We start from the raw sequence: 17552 nt of genomic DNA on the forward strand, positions 1-17552 counted from the left end.
AAACAGTCATAAAATCTAGTTTTTTATTTAACTTGCCCCATTTGATGAACAACGGTAAAACTTCTATCTCTATTTCTTTTTATCTTATAAGTCATCTCAACTTGATAATCATGAATACGCTCTTTTTCATAGACGCGCACCGTTCCTTCTACTATGGCATAACTTTCTTCATGCTGATTCACATCTGTAATACTCTTTATTTCAAAATCTAGTACTTTTTGATAAAGTCCATCCTTACTAATTTGCATAAAAGCTTCATCTGGCATGTTGGTAATATACTCATTAATAAAACAAATTAGGCTTTGGACATAAAAGATAGTTTCTGTAGTATGCATACGTCCTTGCCGTGATTCTGCATTTTTATAGTTCATATTCACCATAACATCCTGCCATCTTTCCCATGTTTTCTCATGTTCGAGTCCCCATCCATTAACAGATTTAAGCATACTTGTAAGAAGGTCTTGCCTTACTTTATCTACTTCACCTTTTACAACCTCTATACCAAAAGGCATTACATAAAGCTTATCCTCTGGATTTCTATGAATTACCATATAGTAATGATAAATGTCTACATTATACTCATTATCAATACCTATGCTATCTAATGTAATAAAATATTTTTGTAAGCCATCTGTTTGAATACTTCTTATAGCAGGATCTATAATAGCTAAATCTTCTTCAAAATAAGTTTCTAATGCTTTTTTAGCAAACGCAAAGAAATATTCGCTTTCCTCACCTGTTATAGTTTGTTCCTGTACTATAGTCTTTTCTTCATGTATAGGCTCTCCTTTAGGGGAATAACGTGACTGATGTTTGCTAAAGAAAAGATAACAAGCACTCGTCAGCACTATAAGTGTTAGACTGATAAGCCCTATAGCATACCTTTTGATTTTCATGACTGACTCCTTTAATTTTTTATAGACTTAACTTTCACTAAGTGCACGTTCAATAGCTAGCTTCATCTTCCTGATTTCTGTGCGATTAAATACATTAACAAGTCCTAAACTACACAAAATTGTAATAACCATAAAATCAGTAATAAGCCCTCCTACAAAAAACATTAAAAATAAAACAGTCAAAATACCTGCAATTAAAAACGGCTTCTTGGACTTTGACCACATGACTGGAAGTGTGTAACAATCCCCTTTTACATTCACTTCATAAATATACCAGTCTGTCTCTACAAAAGCTCTCCCTTTTTTATTGCAACCTACGCTTAAAATATTTTCCTCTTTAAGCTGATTCTTTAGTTTAGCTACAACTTCCACTACGGTTAATTCTTTTGTAAGATAATAATGCAACATATGTATCCCCTCTATCTCATTGTAGATATTTGTATTATGCCTAATAATTTTTAACACAATATTAACTGTTTGTAAGATAATAAAAAAAGATAGTTATACCTTGTATAACTATCTTTTAACTTTTATACAGCTGGAATAAGATGTGGATGATCCAACTGATATTTAAGTTGATTATGCTGACTTATCACTTGATCAAGCTCTAGCTTTGCTTTATCATAAGCTATTTTACTCTGTTCATATTGCAGATTAGAAATCATGCCTCTTTCTAAGTATAGCTCATTCACCTTAAGTTCTTTTTCTTTAAGCTCTAGTTGGCTTACTAAAAGGTTATATTGAGATTCTAATTGTTTCACTTGCACATAAATTTCACGAATGGACTTTTCTAGATTTTCTTTTGTAAGTCTCTGATTATCTTTTGCTGTTTCACGGTTAGCCTTCATGGTAATCACAGTCATATAGTCTTGTGTAAAAATAGGTGTTTCTAATGCAACGCGTAATTCTTCCGTTGCTTTCCAAAGTGCCACATGGTCCTCAGCTTTGCTAGAAGCAAAACTATCTAAATGAGCCACATCTCTATAAGGCTCAAAAACAAGTTCTGGCTCTTCAAGCGTATAGTACTTCATAGTTAGCCCTACCATATTGCCAAGCTGCATATACTTAAGTTCAAGCTGCTTTTCAAGATCTGCTTTACTCTGAAGAGACTGTTGATGTTCTAGCTCCTTTTGTTGCATATAAAGGTTACTTTTAAGCCCTCTATCAAACTCAATCTGATCTTTCATATTTTGTTTTTCCCAAAGCTGTAAACTTGCACTTAAATTATCTAATTTTTTTTCACTTAAAATAATATCTTCATAAAGATTTGTAACACTTAATGCGACTTGGTCTTTAATTACACCTTGCTGTTTTTGTGTATATTGATAATCTACATTTTTGCTATCATATGCATAATAACCGCCCTGTAAATAAGCCATCTCTGCATTTTCTTTAGCAAGTTCTGTATTTCTCTCTGTTATACGAAGCTGAAGACTTTTAGATTGTGCTTTATTTACAGCTTCTTTAAGCGTAAGAATTTTTTCCTCTTTGACTTCCTTGGCATATGTAAAGTTATTCGCTCCCACCATCAAAGTTGCACCAAGTAAGCAGGCCATAATCTTTCTAGTATCCATTTTCCCCCTCCTATTCATATCTAAGTGCTTCTACAGGATCAAGCTTTGCAGCTTGGCGTGCTGGATATACTCCAAAAATAATACCAATAGCACTCGATGTTCCTACTGCAAATAAAATCATGTCTGAAGTTAAGCTAATAGTAATACCAAAGGCATTCCCTAACGCCACTGCTCCTACATAACCTAATAACATCCCTATTATACCACCTAATAATGTCAGTATAACAGCCTCTACTAGGAATTGTCTTAAAATTTCTTTATTACTTGCCCCTACAGCCTTACGTACACCAATTTCCCTTGTACGTTCCTTAACAGTTACAAGCATAATATTCATAATCCCAATACCGCCTACTACTAGGGATATAGCAGCTACAAAACTGATGAAACCTGTTACAACACTCATAACTGTATTCATTTGATCTAACATACTACTCGCACTTTGAGTTTGATAGCCATTTTGAGTATTATGTCTCTTGTCTAGGAGTCTACTTACCTGATAAGCTACTTCATTTGGATTGTATTCTTCCTTAACTTTAAAACCACCCGTATAGCTTCTTAAATCTCCAAAGTTAGTAATTTGATCCATCGTATGGAAAGGAATATAAGCAATAAGCGGCATCATCTCTTCTGGCATTCCAGGAAAGCTCATTTCCTTCTTAATTCCTACAATTTCAAACTCATGCTTTTCGCCTGCAATATTAAGTTCAAGCATTCTACCTATTGCATCACTTGGTGTATCGCTGCCTAAGATCACTTTGGCATAAGTATCTGAAACAACACATACATTGGCCTTTGCCAGTTCCTCAGATTCTGCATACATACGCCCTGCTGTAATCTCTACATCCTGTACAATAGATATATTATAAGGTGCACCTGCGAAATAAATCCATTTATCTTCTTTCTTATAGTCCTTGATACTTGTCATCCAGTTCTCGCCTACAAATACAGCATCTTCAACTTCTTTCATTTCACGGATAGCCTCAAGATCTGATTGGTTAAGCATATTTTCTGGTCTGCCATCTTTTACATTAATCATAACAGTACCTTTTCCAATAGCATCAAAAGTACTCATCATTAAATCTTTTACACCTGCACCTAGCCCAAGTACCATAATAACAGAACCGATTCCTATAAACATACCAAGCATAGTAAGGAAGGTCCTCATTTTATTACCAAGGAGCTGGTTCATTGCACTCTTAATACATTCTATTAAATTCATAACCCTCTCCTCCTTAGTCTAGTTTAATCTGGTCAAGTTTTTCATCTGCAATAATACGTCCATCTCTAAAGACAACTTTTCTCTTTGTATAGGCAGCAATTTCAGGTTCGTGCGTAACCATAACAATAGTAGCCCCTTCATCATTAAGCTGTTGGAAAATTTTCATAATCTCTACACTTGATTTACTATCTAAATTTCCTGTAGGCTCATCTGCAAAAAGAATGGCCGGATTATTAACAAGGGCACGTGCAATGGCTACCCTTTGTTTTTGCCCCCCAGAAATTTCATTAGGCTTATGTTTAAGACGATGACCAAGACCTACTTTCTCTAATGCTTCTGTTGCACGCTCTCTTCTTTCTTTTGGTTTAACACCACCATACATAAGAGGTATTTCTACGTTTTCTAAAATAGTCAACTTAGGTAATAGATTAAAAGCCTGAAAAACAAAGCCTATCTTTTCATTACGTAGTTTAGAAAAATCTTTATCGTGCATTTCAGAAACATTAACACCATCTAAAATATAAGTGCCCTCTGTGGCCTGGTCTAAACAACCTAATATAGAAAGGAAGGTCGTCTTGCCAGAACCTGATGTACCCATGATAGACACAAACTCCCCTGGATTTACTTTAAGATCTACATCAAATAAAGCTTGTAATTCCATCTTACCGTTTTTATAAATTTTATTCATTTTTTCAATTTGAATCATTTTGCTCACCTGCTTCTTCAAATGGCAGATATCTTACACTCATACCATCCTCAAGTGCTTCTGTCGGGTTTGTTACTACAATATCTCCAACTTCTAGATCACTTACTTGTACATACTGATTATCTGCTGCACCTTGTTTAACCATTCGTTTTGAAAGCTTACCGTCTTCCCCTACTACAAAGAGGTAATTATTATCTTCTTTATCTGTCATGGTTGCAAGAAGAGGTACTGCTATAACATCTTTTACATCTGAAGTAATGATTTTAAGGTCTACAGTTAATCCTTCTTTAAGACCTTTACTACTATCAAGTGCTACTTCTATCGGAATAGCTGTACTTGTTGCACTTTTATCCTGCGCTGATTTTTGTACGGCCACTGGAGAAACCATAGAAACTGTTCCCTCTGTCTCTACAGTTGTAGAACCATTGTACTTCACTGCTACTTTAAGCCCTGTTTCAAGTTGTGCTGCATAATAAGGTGAAATTTCAGCTTTTACTACTAATTGGTCTGGGTTAATAATTTTTACAAGCTCTGCCCCTGGTGCTACATAACTGCCATCTTGTACCTTCACTTCTGAAATCACACCATCCATTGGTGCAATCACATTTACAGCAGCTTTTTCTAACTGCTCTAAAAGTGCCTGTTTTTGAAGGGTTAAAGATGCAATCTCATTTTGTTTAACTGCTATATTCTCTAACTTTGTTTGGTCTTCTACTTTATTTAATAAGACATCTAAATCATACTGTGCACTTTCCTGCTGCATTTTAGCCGTCTCTAAACTTTTCTTTGTAGACTGAATTTTTGTTTCTAGAGAATTCACTTGATCTTTTGCATTCATAAGTGCCTGCTCTGCATCATCTAACTCTGTTTTAGCAGCTAGTCCCTCACTATGAAGCTGTTTTGTTACATCATAATTATTTTGTGCTTTTTCTAAACTCTTCTTTGAAATCTCTAAAGAAGTTTCTATACTCTTAATACTATCTTCTAAATCTAGAATATTTTTTTCTGCATTGGCAACAGCTGTCTCAGCTCCCATTACAGATTGTTTACTTGCACTTTGCATCTGATTTAATAAAATCTTACTACTTTGTATCTGAAGATCTAATTTCTCTAAATCTCTTTGAAGATTTTCTTTCGTTTCTTGTTCATATGTAAGAAGTACATCACCCTTTTTAACAAAATCACCTACTTCAACGTTTATTTTTTCAACTTGCGTATTGAGCTGCGCCAATACTGTTTCGTTTTTATCAGCTTTTACCATACCTGTTGCAGATATCTTTGTTTGAATGTCTGCTTCAATAGCTTTTTCTACATTAACAAGTTGTCCTTGTGGATCTCCTATTAAAACAGGACCTTTATTTTGGGTTCCTAATAAACTCATCCCCATTACTAATACAATAAGTGTTGCGCCTATGGCAACAACTAGCTTTTTTTTAATTTTCATAATGTCCTCCTTATATTTAAATCAAAATTCCCATATATTAGAAAGCTTAACATGCCATCTACTATAGTTGATAGTTACAAAATTGTCAAACATACTTTCTATGTTTTAATTCCCTTCTGGGCAACTTTCATTATAAATTTCCTATGTAAATTCTATGTGTATTTCTTTACTTCAGTTTAATTTTGTAAAGTTTTTCATCAGTAATAGTAGGCCCACTTTTCTCTTTGTATAGGAAGCAATTTCAGGTTCATGCAACCGCTACTCTTTGTTTCTGCTCCCTGAAATTTTATTAGGCTTATTTTTAATTCTATCACTAAGGCCTATTTTTTCTAATGCTCCTAGTGCAAGCTTACGCCGCTCTCTCGGCTTTACTCCTCCATACCCCCATTCTCTAATAGAGTAAGCTTCGGCAGCCAATTAAAAGCTTAATCCAAACATCCTAAAATAGAAAGAAAGGTAGTCTTCCCAGAACCCGATGCCTCCATAATAGACACAAATTCCCCAAAGTCCATTTTAAAATCTATATCCAAGAAAGCTTGTAGTTCATATAGATAATCTTTTCACAATAGCCTTTTAAATTTATATACAAAATATATTTTATTTATTATATCTTAAGTTTAAACACTGCAATAATCCAGGCATTTATTCACACTTATTTTTATAATTATATTTTTTGATATTTGTTATTTATTTTTACTTATTTATATATTTCCTTATTCATTCGCATTATTTATTTGTACAATGAGTAAGATTGTTTTATAATGAAAAAGTAATTTTCTATTCTGAAATGAGGTGCTCATTATGTATGCAAAATTAGTTCAAGATGCACGTGAGAATATAAAAGATGTTGTTATTAAGACACCGCTTCTCTATAGTCCAGTCTTTTCTAATTTAAGTGGCAATCAGGTATATTTAAAATGTGAAAATCTTCAAGTGACAGGTGCCTATAAAATCCGTGGTGCCCTAAATAAAATCAGAAGTCTTTCTGAAGAAGAAAAAGAAAAAGGTGTTGTATGTTCATCTGCTGGTAATCATGCACAAGGCGTTGCCTATGCAGCTACTTTAAGCCATGTAGACTCCACTATTGTTATGCCAGAGACAACACCTTATTTAAAAGTACAGTCTACTAAAGACTTTGGCGGTAATGTGGTTCTAACTGGAAGTTGCTACGATGATGCTTTTAAAGAAGCTTGTCGTATCGAACAAGAAAAAGGTGCAACGTTTATTCACCCTTTCAATGATCCAGATATTATTTATGGACAAGGTACAGTAGGTCTTGAAATTTTAGAAGAACTCCCAAATCTTGATGCTATCCTTTGCCCTATTGGCGGGGGTGGATTGATCAGTGGTGTTGCCCTTTATGCAAAATCTATTAATCCAAACATTAAAGTTATTGGGGTTCAAGCAGAAGGCGCTAATGCTATGGAACGTAGCTTTAAAGCGGGTAAACTTACATCCCTTGACCGTGTAGATACTATTGCTGAAGGTATTGCTGTAAAAACACCAGGAGACTTAACTTTCTCTTACATAAAAGAATATGTTGATGACATTATTACAGTTAAAGATAGTGCTATTGTAGATAGTCTTCTTGTACTGACTGAAAAACATAAATTACTTGCTGAAACATCCGGAGCGGCTTCTCTTGCGGCACTTAAAAAATTAAACTTCAAAAACAAAAAAGTTGCTGCTATTATTAGTGGCGGTAATATTGATATGCTTACTATTTCTGCCCTTATCCGCAGTGGTCTTGTATCTCGTGGACGCCTCTTCTGCTTCACAGTAGAGCTTCCTAATACACCTGGTCAACTTCTTGAAGTTTCTAAAATCTTAAGTAGCATTAATGCCAATGTTGTAAATCTTGATCACAATCAATTTAAAGCACGTAACCGTTTCAAAAATGTTCTTCTCGAAGTAACTGTTGAGACAAATGGTCCAGAACACATTCATCTTATCAAAAATACATTTGAAGACTATGGATACTTTATTACACAACTTTATTAATATCGAAAAAGACCTAGGAAGCACTTCACACGCCTCCTAGGTCTTTTTTTACTCTCTTTATTCTACTGTATAGTTAATGACTTGATTTGATTTTACCTCAAAGGCATTAGCTTCATCTGTATCAATATGCATTTCAAGTGTAAAAGTAGGATCAACGCGTACAAGCACATTGTGCATCATACCGCCTCTTTCACCCTCAAGTTCTACTGAAATACGTGCTTTATCTTCAAGTCCAAAATTCTTAGCATCTTCAGGTGACATATGAATATGTCTTTTAGCTACAATGCATCCTGTTTCAAGAGTTACTTCACCTTTTGGTCCAATCAGTGTTACACCTGGTGTCCCTTCAATATCTCCTGAATCCCTAAGTACACCTTCTACCTTTAAGAACATAGCATCTGTTTTAGAAATCTCAACTTGTGTTGCTCCTCTAAGAGGTCCTAAAACACGTACATTTTCGAGTTTACGGCCCGCATGACCTACGACTGTTACACGTTCATCTGCTGCATATTGACCACCCATAAGTGTTTTAATCGGATGGAGCTGCGCTCCTTCCCCAAAAAGCACTTCAAGATGTTCTTGGCATAAATGTAAGTGTCTTGCCGAAATCCCTACTGGTATTTGTAATGTCTTCATTGTAATCCCCCTATGCTACAAAACTTTTAAGCACTATTAAGTTACCCTTGATTTCATATTCCCCTGTAGTAGCTGGAATTAAGAAACTTTCACCAAGATTGATTTTAGCTTCAAATCCATCACAGATAAGTGTTCCTTCACCTTCAACACATGTGAAAAGGAAGAATTTTTCTTCATTGCTTGTATCTTTGAATGAATCTGTAATAGTATGTTTTTCAACTGTGAAGTATTCACCTTGGCAAAGAAGTGTTTCACTAATTGCTGTTTCTGGAGTAAGTGTAAAATCCGTTACCTCCATTGCTTTATCAAGATGCATTTCTCTACCACGGTTGTAGTCATATACACGGTATGTAATATCACTGCTTTGTTGAATTTCAGCAATGATTACGCCAGGTCCAATAGCATGGATTAAACCACTTGGAATGTAGAAGAAATCACCTTTTTTAACTGGAATTGTGTTAAGATATTGGTCAAGTGTCCCTTCAAGTGCTGCTGCTTTAAAAGCATCTTTATCTGTTGTTTTAGTACCGATTACAAGTGCTGCACCTTCTTTAGCATCCATAACATACCAACACTCTGTTTTACCAAATTGATTTTCAACACGTCTTGCATACTCATCACCTGGGTGAACTTGTACTGATAAGCTGTCACATGAGTTGATAAGTTTAATAAGAAGTGGGAATTCTTTACCCGCGCATTTACTTCCTACAAGCTCTTCTCCTAAAGTTTCTACAAGCTCAAGTAAAGTTTTGCCTGCATACTCACCTTCGCTTACAACACTCATACCTGCAGTATGTGCTGATACATCCCATCTTTCACCGATTACACCTTCTGGCATATCATCTCTATATTTTTCAAGGTCACGTCCGCCCCAAATACGTTCTACATAAACTGGTTTAAATAAAAGTGGTTTCATATTAAGTCTCCTTTGTTTTGATTATGATAATGCAGCAATAGCTGTTCCAATTAAGTTAAGATCTTCACCTTTGATAAATTCATAGTAGTGACCATGCTCTTTTACAAGGTAAGCTTTCATATAATAGTCAAGTTTTTCTTTATAGCCTTTAAGCTTGTAGAAAGTAGTCCCTTCTCCAACAATAGCTACAGGTCTTGCCATATCACGACCTGTATTTGTTTTAAGAATACATGCACTTAATTTGATTGCACAGATTTTAGCTGCACGCTCAATCATAGCATCAATTAATTCATACATAAGGGTTGTATCTGCCTCTTCTGCATTACATTTTACAAGTACATTTTCTTGATTGTGTGGGTCAGCCATAAAGAAGCTTACATCAATAAGCTCTAAGCCTTCAAGTTGTAATAAAGCCTTATTACATTCAGGTGAGAATATCCCTTCACTTGCTGCACCTTTTAACACTTCTTGTACAAGTGGTCCTAAGTATCTACCACTTACCATTTTTTCTAACTGATACTCTCCAGGATTGTTAGAAGTTTCATCAAGCTTAGCATCCATTATACCTCTTGGTAGTTTGTTATAACCACCAGATTCTGTATTGATAATCATTGTTTGATCTTCTGCATCATTGATTTTAGTAATAGCGTCTACATTTTCAATATAGCAAAGGTTTGTCCCTGTACCAAAGATGAAACCAATATAACCATCAAATACACGATGGCTTGTAATTCCTTTACCACCAAGAAGTGTTGCTACTGTATCATTTAAGATGGCTACTGTGCGATCTTTACCATCCACTTCTTTTAACCCTGCTACAAGGTTAGCACCAATTTTTTCACCTACAACTTCCGGTGCTTTTACTTCTTTTGTCCAGTAAAGAAGGACACCATCTTTGTCTTTATTAATCTCCGTAGGGTAAGAGAAGCAAAAACCTATATCTGTAGATTTTTCAGCCACTTCTTTTGTATGATCTACTAAAGCACCGAAAAATTCTTGTTTACTAAGTTCACGTGCAATACCTGGCATTTGTGTTTTAGAAAAATCGCTTACTGAAGCTTTCATGTTATCATCAAAGCTTACAAGACCTACTCTGAAGTTCGTCCCACCTGCATCAATAACAACAGCTGGTTTATTCATTTGAATCTCATTTTTTACAGATAAATATGTAGGAATCATAGCTAAACTACTACCTTCTGTAGATAAGCCCTTATCCATTTCTTCAATAAACTTTTGGCATTCTGCTTCAAAGTTAAGATCGCCATAGTACATGCCATGCTGACTTAAAAATTGAGTAATAATTGTCTTTGACATATTCTTTCCCTTTCCTTTATCACATTCAAACTTTAATCATTTTCTACCTTATCATATCATGTATAAGTCCCTCCGTTAAGAGTAATTTTATATAAATGTTAGTATTTTTTGGTTCTTACTAAAATTACGTTCTATCTTGTTGATTTTTAACTTTTAAAAAGGTATAATTGACACATTGATTTAGTTGAATAATACATATTTACGGAGACTTGTGTGATGAATAACAAGATTAAAAGTATTTTTTCTATTTTGCTTGGAACTTTTCTAATGGCTATCGCAGTTAATGGAATTCTTGTTCCAAATCAGATGCTTAGTGGGGGCATCAGTGGTATTTCTTTATTCCTACATTTTTTAGCTGGTGCGAATTTAAGTTTGACGAATATTTTACTTAATATTCCACTCTTTATACTAGCTTTCATTTTTCTCAAAAGAAGATTCATCTACTTTAGCTTACTTGGTATGATATGCTTTTCATTTTGGCTTGAACTAACCAATGGCTTTATCATTCCAACTCAAAGTCCTCTTACTATTATTCTTGTAGCAGGTCTTTTAAACGGCCTAGGCATGGGAATTCTCTTTAGAGGTGATGCTTCTGTTGGAGGAACAGACATTATAGCTAAAATCCTGAATAAGTTTTTCTCATTTAGTATGGGAAATGTTATTCTTTCTATCAATATGGTCATTATGTTGACTTCTATCTTTGCATTTGGTATTGATATTTCCATCTTAACTGCAGCAAGTATGTTTATTAGCAGTCAAACTACAAATTATGTAGTAGATGGACTTAACAGGCGTCGTACAGTCTCCATCATTACCTCTCCTGATACAGGTCAAGCTATCGCCAAAGATATTATGGAAGTCATGAATAGAGGTGTAACTATTGTTCCTGCTATAGGTGGTTATACTCATCAAAATAAATATATTCTTTATGCAAATGTAAACTTACGAGAAGTTGCTAAACTCAAACACATTGTATCTGCGCATGATAGCCATGCCTTTGTCACTGTTTCTGACGTAGCACAAGTAATTGGAAACGGTCGTGGCTTCTTATCACTTGAACAAAATAATTAAAAAAGAGCAAGTATAATCTTTATACTTGCTCTTTTTTAATACATACCACTTAGCTTGTGCTGTATGCATTTCTTTATATTTACCTTCTTACTTGATGAGCTATTGCCGTTTAAATTATAGAAGTTTAAATTACATAAGTTCAAATTTAATAGTGCTTATTTCATCATATAAATTTACCCATGTTACAATTTTGTAATTATCATTAAATACAATATCTTTCTCTGATTTAACCCCCATAACAAAAGGTACCCCCATAGCTCTTAACACATAAATTCTATTACTCTCACCTGTAAGTACTTCAAAATGGGTATGAATAAAACGAATAAGTTCCTGACACTCAGGTAAAGTTAACTCCCCTGCCGTGAGTTTATCTTTAAGAACCTTAATCCCTACTACCTGTTCTATGGTTTCAATATTTTTATTCCCTGTAATATCTTTATAAATGGTAATGGACTGCTCTGTAATAACACTCTTTCTAATGAGCCTATCTAAATCTAGATTAGCATGTTCAAATTCTACACTAAACATCTTAGCTAAATCATCTAAAGAAGCCTCATCTTTCATATTTACAATCATTTCAATACGATCTAGAATTTTCTCCCTAGGAAAGAAAGTTTCCTGCCCTGTTGAAACAGATTTTTTTATAAACCATTCCTCAGGAATAATATTTTTTCTTTTCCATCTATATAATTGTCCATATGAAATACCCGTCTGCTCTAACAGCTCTTTCTTTGATATAAGTTCTTCCATTTTATCACCTGTTTCTTCTTGTTATAATCTGTATCTGCTCTTTTACTTTAGAACTTTCATGTATTTTAACGGACTTTGTATATTCAAGGCGTTCAATTTCACAATAAGGCCCTATCTCAATCTCCCCACCACTTACTGTATCTACTTTAGCATGATCTAGATAAATTTTATCTCCTTCTACTGCTTGCGCTCTTAGGTCCCCCTCTTCTTTACCTATATGCATACGCATCTTATTTATCATCTTATGTTTAATACTTTTTTCTTTAATTTTTACTTTTTGTCCTATAGCAATCTCACTTGCTCCTATTTCTTCTACAACGCATTTTCCTAATAGCTCTACCATAATCTTTTCACAATTAATACTTCCTATACATTCTATAGCACCTCTTACAATAAAATACTCTGCATTAATATTATCCTTAACTTCTATAGCACCATAAGCCCTGCAAGTCTCCACTCTTATTTTACCACCTACTTCTCCTGCCCCCATTATACGTAGGCACTTTCCTTCTAAGTTACCCTTTACCTCAAAAGCACCTGATACTTTACAGCGTTCAAAATAGATATTCCCCGTGACTTGTGCAGCCCCTGCACTGGTTAGCTTTTCACATGCAATATCTCCTTCAATCTGCCCACTTCCTATTACACGTACTTTCTTATACTTTCCCTCTATACACTTTCCTGCACCTAATAATAAAACATTTCCACTAGCCATATCCAGCCTCCCTATAGCTTAATTATATCTTTTACAATAGCAGTCTCACTCACTTTAATTTCTTGAGTATATTCTACGCATCTTACCTCCGCATTAGGTCCAAGTGTTATATGCTCTCCCCTAATGGTATCTACCTTAGCATTAGCTACATAAATAGTATCTCCCTCGATTAAATTACCTGTTATACCCTCCATGCTCCCACCAGTAAACATACCAAAAAGCTTGTAAAGATATGGTCTAGATGTTTCACTATAGCCATTAATAGAAACAGTAGATGCACCAATCTCATTAAAAGAACAAGTTCCATTACCACTTCTACATTCAATAATTACTTTTTCAGCATTAATAGTTCCTTCATTTTTAATACTACCATCTATGCGTACTTCTTCAGCTTCTATATTTTTCCCTACTGATAAAGCACCTGAACCACAAACTATTTCTCCCTTTACGCTACCTACTATTTTTGTAGCACCAGATACGGATAAGCTTCCCCCTTTAACATCGCCTTCTATTTTACAACATCCACTGGCTTTAATCTCTAACCCCTCCACATTACCCGTTACTTTTCCTGAACCTGAACAGCTAAACCTTTCACATACAACATTTCCTACAACTTTACTTGCACCAGATCCTGAGAAACTCTTACAGCGTATATCTCCATTTATTTTCCCAGAACCACTAATTGATACACTATCAAATTCTCCTCCTGGATAACTTCCTGCTCCACTAATATGCAAATCTCTATTTCTCATTTAAAACATCTCCTCTTCTCTATTTTCTATGTTAAATTTAATATATCACAACAATGTTTTATTGTAAATATATAAATATAACATTGTTTCATTTATATTGTTGTATTAAAAAAGAGGCTTTCCTTTCGCGAAAACCTCTTTTTTAATCTCTCTATTTCTATTCTATTGAAATTTTAAGTTCTTGCCCATCATAATCTACTACAAAGGTTGAGAACGGTTCTACATCATTAGCAATAAGCATACGCCCAATCAGTGTTTCTACTTTACGCTGTAAGAAACGTTTAAGTGGTCTTGCTCCAAATACAGGATCAAAGCCTTGTTCTGCAAGATAAACCTTTGCCTCATGAGTAAGTTTTACACTAAGCTGTCTATCCGCTAAACGTCTGTTAAGGTCTGTCACAAGTAAGTCTACAATCTGGATAATTTGTTCTTTCATAAGTGGTTTATAAATAACAATATCGTCTAGACGGTTAAGGAATTCAGGTCTAAAATGCATTTTTAATCTATTATTAACACCTTCCTCTACCTCATTTGTAATTTCACCCGTATCTGTAATACCTTCTAAAATAAGGTCAGAGCCAATATTAGAAGTTAAGATAATAATAGTATTTTTAAAGTCTACTGTACGCCCTTTAGAATCTGTAATACGCCCATCATCTAATACTTGCAGCAGTACATTAAAGACATCTGGATGTGCTTTTTCAACTTCATCAAAAAGAATAACTGCATAAGGTTTACGTCTTACAGCTTCTGTAAGCTGACCCCCTTCCTCATATCCTACATACCCTGGAGGTGCTCCAATAAGTCTTGCCACTGCATGTTTTTCCATATACTCACTCATATCAATACGAATCATAGCATTTTCGTCATCAAAGAGTGATTCTGCAAGAGCCTTAGCAAGTTCTGTTTTACCTACGCCTGTTGGTCCTAAGAATAAGAAGGAACCAATTGGTCTACGTGGATCTTTAATCCCCGCACGTGCACGGATAATAGCATCACTTACTTTGGATACAGCTTCTTCCTGTCCAATAACACGTTTATGGATAATTTCTTCTAAACGAAGGAGTTTATGACGTTCACCTTCCATCAATTTTGTCACTGGAATATGAGTCCATCTTGAAATAATTTTTGCAATTTCTTCTTCATTTACTTTATCACGAAGAAGTCCTGCTTCACCTAGCTCATGAACTTTTTCCTCAGCTTCTTTGAGTTTTTTCTCAAGTCCTGGAATAATACCGTATTTATATTCTGCTACTTTATTAAGGTCATAATCGCGTTCATATTTCTGCATAGTTGCTGTAGCTTGTTCAATTTCTTCTTTTGTATTTCTTACAGAAGTAATCAATTCTTTTTCATTTTCCCATTTGATGTGCATTGCATTAAATTTATCTTTAAGTTCTGCTAGTTCTTTTCTTGTTTCTTTAAGATTTTCTCTAGAAACAGCATCCTCTTCTTTTTTAAGAGCCGCTTCTGCTATCTCAAGCTGCATGACTTTGCGTGCAATCTCATCAAGCTCTGTTGGCATAGAATCCATTTCTGTACGAAGCATAGCACATGCCTCATCTACAAGGTCAATAGCTTTATCTGGTAAGAAACGATCTGAAATATAACGGTCTGAAAGTGTAGCTGCTGCAATGAGAGCATTATCCTGAATTTGTACACCATGATAAATTTCATAGCGTTCCTTAAGACCACGTAAAATAGCAATAGTATCTTCTACAGTAGGTTCACTTACCATAACAGGTTGAAAACGTCTTTCAAGCGCTGCATCTTTCTCAATGTATTGACGATGTTCATTAAGAGTAGTCGCACCTATACAATGAAGCTCCCCTCTTGCAAGCATTGGTTTAAGAAGGTTACCTGCATCCATAGAGCCTTCTGTTTTACCTGCTCCTACAATATTATGAATTTCATCAATGAATAAGATAATACGTCCCTCACTTTTCTTAATTTCCTCAAGTACAGCTTTAAGACGTTCTTCAAACTCTCCTCTAAATTTAGCCCCTGCAATGAGTGCTCCCATATCGAGTGAGAAGATTGTTTTATCTTTAAGACTTTCTGGAACATCACCATTTAAAATACGTTGTGCAAGTCCTTCTGCAATAGCTGTTTTACCTACGCCAGGTTCACCAATAAGGACTGGATTATTCTTTGTCTTACGAGAAAGAATACGGATAACATTACGAATTTCACTATCGCGACCAATAACAGGGTCTAGCTTGCCATCTCTTGCACGTTGTACCAGATCATAACCATATTTAGAAAGTACATCGTATGTGCCTTCTGGTGCATCACTTGTGACACGGCTAGCACCACGCACTGTTTTAAGCACTTCACTGAAGTTTTTCTTATTAATATTATAAGCACGAAGTATATTACTTACTTCATAGTTAGCAGTGTCAATAAGTGCAAGCATAATATGCTCTACAGAAATATAATCGTCTTGCATCTTTCCAGCTATTTTTTCACTCTTCACAAGCATTTTATCTACATCTTGTGAAATATAAATCTTATCCGGCTCTCTACCTGGTCCTGAGACTCTTGGTTTTTTATTAATAGCTGTTACAACCGCTTCTTTAACAGCTTTTACATCACAGTTCATTTTAGTTAAAATACTTGGAATAAGTCCATCTTCTTGATCTAAAAGGGCATAGAAAACATGCTCTTGATCAACCTGTGTATTTTCATGACTGATTGTAACGCTTTGTGCTTGATTTAAAGCTTCTAATGATTTTTGTGTAAACTTTTGCATATTCATACAAATACCCTCCTTCATTTATAGGTATTAATTTTAAACAAGTATTAAACTACTTTGTATATACGTATTAAAATGATTGCTAAGCTCCCTATTTAAATAAGGTATATTATCAATATATTGGAAATAAATTTTAATCCCTTTATCTACTGCTTTAATATAATCTGCAATAGCACTTGCAATCTGTTCCCCTTCACAAATCCTATCATCCTGTTTAATGAGCTCACGCATCCACTTACCTCCCTGATCAATTTGCCACCCTGGAAGTTTTACCTGCTTCTCCTGCATAGTCCATAACTCAAAAAAGTGTACCAGGTATTTTTGAAGAACATCACTCTGCGTTCTAGAGATTACCTTAAGTTCACCTATTCTACTTCCTGCACTTCGATCTAATGTAATAGCATACCGAATAGTTGGATTATATTTATATCTTAAAACACTTCGTATACTCATCATAGAATCTGCTGCCTGAGGTTGAATCTGAAAATGGCTATATCCATCTAATAGCTTCTCTACTTCATTAAACACATTTCTCATTTGCATTTCTGGGGTAATGAGTGCTACCTTTTCTGCTAAGATTTGATTAATTAAATTCGAGCGACTTGTCCCTAGTCTATAGGCAAGTGCATCTATTGCTTGTACTACATCATCCATAAGAACGATACTATATACACTTTTCTTCATCTCATCACCTCTTTATGGTATTATTGTATGACTTTTTATTTTTATTGTCAATATCATTATATAATTATATTTACGGATTATTTCAGTAATTTTTTCCTTATTTTATATGCTTCACTTAT

At 34.7% G+C, this 17552-nt stretch carries 16 protein-coding genes; 2 read left to right on the plus strand and 14 right to left on the minus strand.

Features of this window, described 5'->3' with window-relative positions; translation table 11 throughout:
* Positions 1-23: 23 nt before the first annotated feature.
* The 6 genes from ACLTBU_RS04840 to ACLTBU_RS04865 all read right to left on the minus strand — a co-directional run bounded on the left by ACLTBU_RS04840 (position 24) and on the right by ACLTBU_RS04865 (position 5839).
* On the minus strand, positions 24-896 hold the full coding sequence (locus tag ACLTBU_RS04840) for a hypothetical protein (protein WP_177671213.1): 873 nt from the start codon (positions 894-896) through the stop codon (positions 24-26).
* Positions 897-923: 27 nt separating this feature from the next.
* Entirely contained in the window at positions 924-1304 is a 381-nt protein-coding gene (locus ACLTBU_RS04845; RefSeq protein WP_412217909.1) for a hypothetical protein, read from the minus strand.
* 122 nt (positions 1305-1426) lie between these two features.
* Positions 1427-2470, minus strand: a complete 1044-nt coding sequence (locus ACLTBU_RS04850; RefSeq protein ID WP_177671215.1) for a TolC family protein — start codon at positions 2468-2470, stop codon at positions 1427-1429.
* 10 nt (positions 2471-2480) lie between these two features.
* Positions 2481-3689: an ABC transporter permease gene (locus ACLTBU_RS04855; protein ID WP_412217911.1), complete on the minus strand. Its 1209-nt coding sequence runs from the start codon at positions 3687-3689 to the stop codon at positions 2481-2483.
* A gap of 13 nt (positions 3690-3702) precedes the next feature.
* Entirely contained in the window at positions 3703-4395 is a 693-nt protein-coding gene (locus ACLTBU_RS04860) for an ABC transporter ATP-binding protein (protein WP_177671217.1), read from the minus strand.
* The gene (locus tag ACLTBU_RS04865) at positions 4382-5839 is read right to left on the minus strand and encodes an efflux RND transporter periplasmic adaptor subunit (RefSeq protein WP_177671218.1); all 1458 of its coding nucleotides are present in this window, start codon (positions 5837-5839) and stop codon (positions 4382-4384) included. Before ACLTBU_RS04865 ends, ACLTBU_RS04860 begins: the two co-directional genes overlap by 14 nt.
* Positions 5840-6640: 801 nt before the next feature.
* Here ACLTBU_RS04865 and ilvA point away from each other — a divergent pair.
* Positions 6641-7840: a threonine ammonia-lyase gene (ilvA, locus tag ACLTBU_RS04870; RefSeq protein WP_249331135.1), complete on the plus strand. Its 1200-nt coding sequence runs from the start codon at positions 6641-6643 to the stop codon at positions 7838-7840.
* Positions 7841-7897: 57 nt separating this feature from the next.
* Here the strand turns inward: ilvA and pduL are convergent, their stop codons facing one another.
* The 3 genes from pduL to ACLTBU_RS04885 are packed head-to-tail and all read right to left on the minus strand — an operon-like array spanning position 7898 to position 10706.
* The gene (gene pduL, locus ACLTBU_RS04875) at positions 7898-8476 is read right to left on the minus strand and encodes a phosphate propanoyltransferase (RefSeq protein ID WP_177671220.1); all 579 of its coding nucleotides are present in this window, start codon (positions 8474-8476) and stop codon (positions 7898-7900) included.
* Positions 8477-8486: 10 nt separating this feature from the next.
* A complete protein-coding gene (locus ACLTBU_RS04880) occupies positions 8487-9392 on the minus strand; it encodes a type I phosphomannose isomerase catalytic subunit (RefSeq protein WP_177671221.1) in 906 nt (301 codons plus the stop codon).
* A 21-nt stretch (positions 9393-9413) separates the two neighbouring features.
* Positions 9414-10706: a hexokinase family protein gene (locus ACLTBU_RS04885; protein WP_412217916.1), complete on the minus strand. Its 1293-nt coding sequence runs from the start codon at positions 10704-10706 to the stop codon at positions 9414-9416.
* Positions 10707-10922: 216 nt separating this feature from the next.
* On the opposite strand from ACLTBU_RS04885, the gene ACLTBU_RS04890 reads away from it, so the two are divergent.
* On the plus strand, positions 10923-11777 hold the full coding sequence (locus ACLTBU_RS04890; protein ID WP_177671223.1) for a YitT family protein: 855 nt from the start codon (positions 10923-10925) through the stop codon (positions 11775-11777).
* A 129-nt stretch (positions 11778-11906) separates the two neighbouring features.
* Here the strand turns inward: ACLTBU_RS04890 and ACLTBU_RS04895 are convergent, their stop codons facing one another.
* The 5 genes from ACLTBU_RS04895 to ACLTBU_RS04915 form a co-directional block, all read right to left on the minus strand.
* Positions 11907-12527 (minus strand): DUF4004 family protein, encoded by a 621-nt coding sequence (locus tag ACLTBU_RS04895; protein ID WP_177671224.1) that lies wholly within the window; start codon positions 12525-12527, stop codon positions 11907-11909.
* A 4-nt stretch (positions 12528-12531) separates the two neighbouring features.
* Complete coding sequence (locus ACLTBU_RS04900; protein ID WP_412217919.1) at positions 12532-13242, minus strand: polymer-forming cytoskeletal protein; 711 nt, start codon at positions 13240-13242, stop codon at positions 12532-12534.
* A gap of 11 nt (positions 13243-13253) precedes the next feature.
* Positions 13254-13994 carry a polymer-forming cytoskeletal protein gene (locus ACLTBU_RS04905; RefSeq protein WP_177671226.1) on the minus strand — a complete coding sequence of 247 codons (741 nt, stop codon included), beginning with the start codon at positions 13992-13994 and terminating at the stop codon, positions 13254-13256.
* A 157-nt stretch (positions 13995-14151) separates the two neighbouring features.
* Entirely contained in the window at positions 14152-16752 is a 2601-nt protein-coding gene (gene clpB, locus ACLTBU_RS04910) for an ATP-dependent chaperone ClpB (RefSeq protein WP_337529963.1), read from the minus strand.
* A gap of 33 nt (positions 16753-16785) precedes the next feature.
* On the minus strand, positions 16786-17433 hold the full coding sequence (locus ACLTBU_RS04915; protein ID WP_177671228.1) for a hypothetical protein: 648 nt from the start codon (positions 17431-17433) through the stop codon (positions 16786-16788).
* Positions 17434-17552: the final 119 nt, after the last annotated feature.

The organism is Zhenhengia sp. (assembly GCF_046966505.1).
GTDB lineage: Bacteria > Bacillota > Clostridia > Lachnospirales > Cellulosilyticaceae > Zhenhengia > Zhenhengia yiwuensis.

Excerpts from the sequence above, each read along its gene's own strand:
- ACLTBU_RS04850 (WP_177671215.1), bottom strand. The coding sequence starts at position 2,470 with ATGGATACTAGAAAGATTATGGCCTGCTTACTTGGTGCAACTTTGATG.
- ACLTBU_RS04840 (WP_177671213.1), bottom strand. The coding sequence starts at position 896 with ATGAAAATCAAAAGGTATGCTATAGGGCTTATCAGTCTAACACTTATA.
- pduL (WP_177671220.1), bottom strand. The coding sequence starts at position 8,476 with ATGAAGACATTACAAATACCAGTAGGGATTTCGGCAAGACACTTACAT.
- ACLTBU_RS04855 (WP_412217911.1), bottom strand. The coding sequence starts at position 3,689 with ATGAATTTAATAGAATGTATTAAGAGTGCAATGAACCAGCTCCTTGGT.
- ACLTBU_RS04845 (WP_412217909.1), bottom strand. The coding sequence starts at position 1,304 with ATGTTGCATTATTATCTTACAAAAGAATTAACCGTAGTGGAAGTTGTA.
- ACLTBU_RS04860 (WP_177671217.1), bottom strand. The coding sequence starts at position 4,395 with ATGATTCAAATTGAAAAAATGAATAAAATTTATAAAAACGGTAAGATG.
- ACLTBU_RS04865 (WP_177671218.1), bottom strand. The coding sequence starts at position 5,839 with ATGAAAATTAAAAAAAAGCTAGTTGTTGCCATAGGCGCAACACTTATT.
- ACLTBU_RS04915 (WP_177671228.1), bottom strand. The coding sequence starts at position 17,433 with ATGAAGAAAAGTGTATATAGTATCGTTCTTATGGATGATGTAGTACAA.
- ACLTBU_RS04895 (WP_177671224.1), bottom strand. The coding sequence starts at position 12,527 with ATGGAAGAACTTATATCAAAGAAAGAGCTGTTAGAGCAGACGGGTATT.
- ACLTBU_RS04905 (WP_177671226.1), bottom strand. The coding sequence starts at position 13,994 with ATGAGAAATAGAGATTTGCATATTAGTGGAGCAGGAAGTTATCCAGGA.
- ACLTBU_RS04900 (WP_412217919.1), bottom strand. The coding sequence starts at position 13,242 with ATGGCTAGTGGAAATGTTTTATTATTAGGTGCAGGAAAGTGTATAGAG.
- ACLTBU_RS04885 (WP_412217916.1), bottom strand. The coding sequence starts at position 10,706 with ATGTCAAAGACAATTATTACTCAATTTTTAAGTCAGCATGGCATGTAC.
- ilvA (WP_249331135.1), top strand. The coding sequence starts at position 6,641 with ATGTATGCAAAATTAGTTCAAGATGCACGTGAGAATATAAAAGATGTT.
- ACLTBU_RS04880 (WP_177671221.1), bottom strand. The coding sequence starts at position 9,392 with ATGAAACCACTTTTATTTAAACCAGTTTATGTAGAACGTATTTGGGGC.
- clpB (WP_337529963.1), bottom strand. The coding sequence starts at position 16,752 with ATGAATATGCAAAAGTTTACACAAAAATCATTAGAAGCTTTAAATCAA.
- ACLTBU_RS04890 (WP_177671223.1), top strand. The coding sequence starts at position 10,923 with ATGAATAACAAGATTAAAAGTATTTTTTCTATTTTGCTTGGAACTTTT.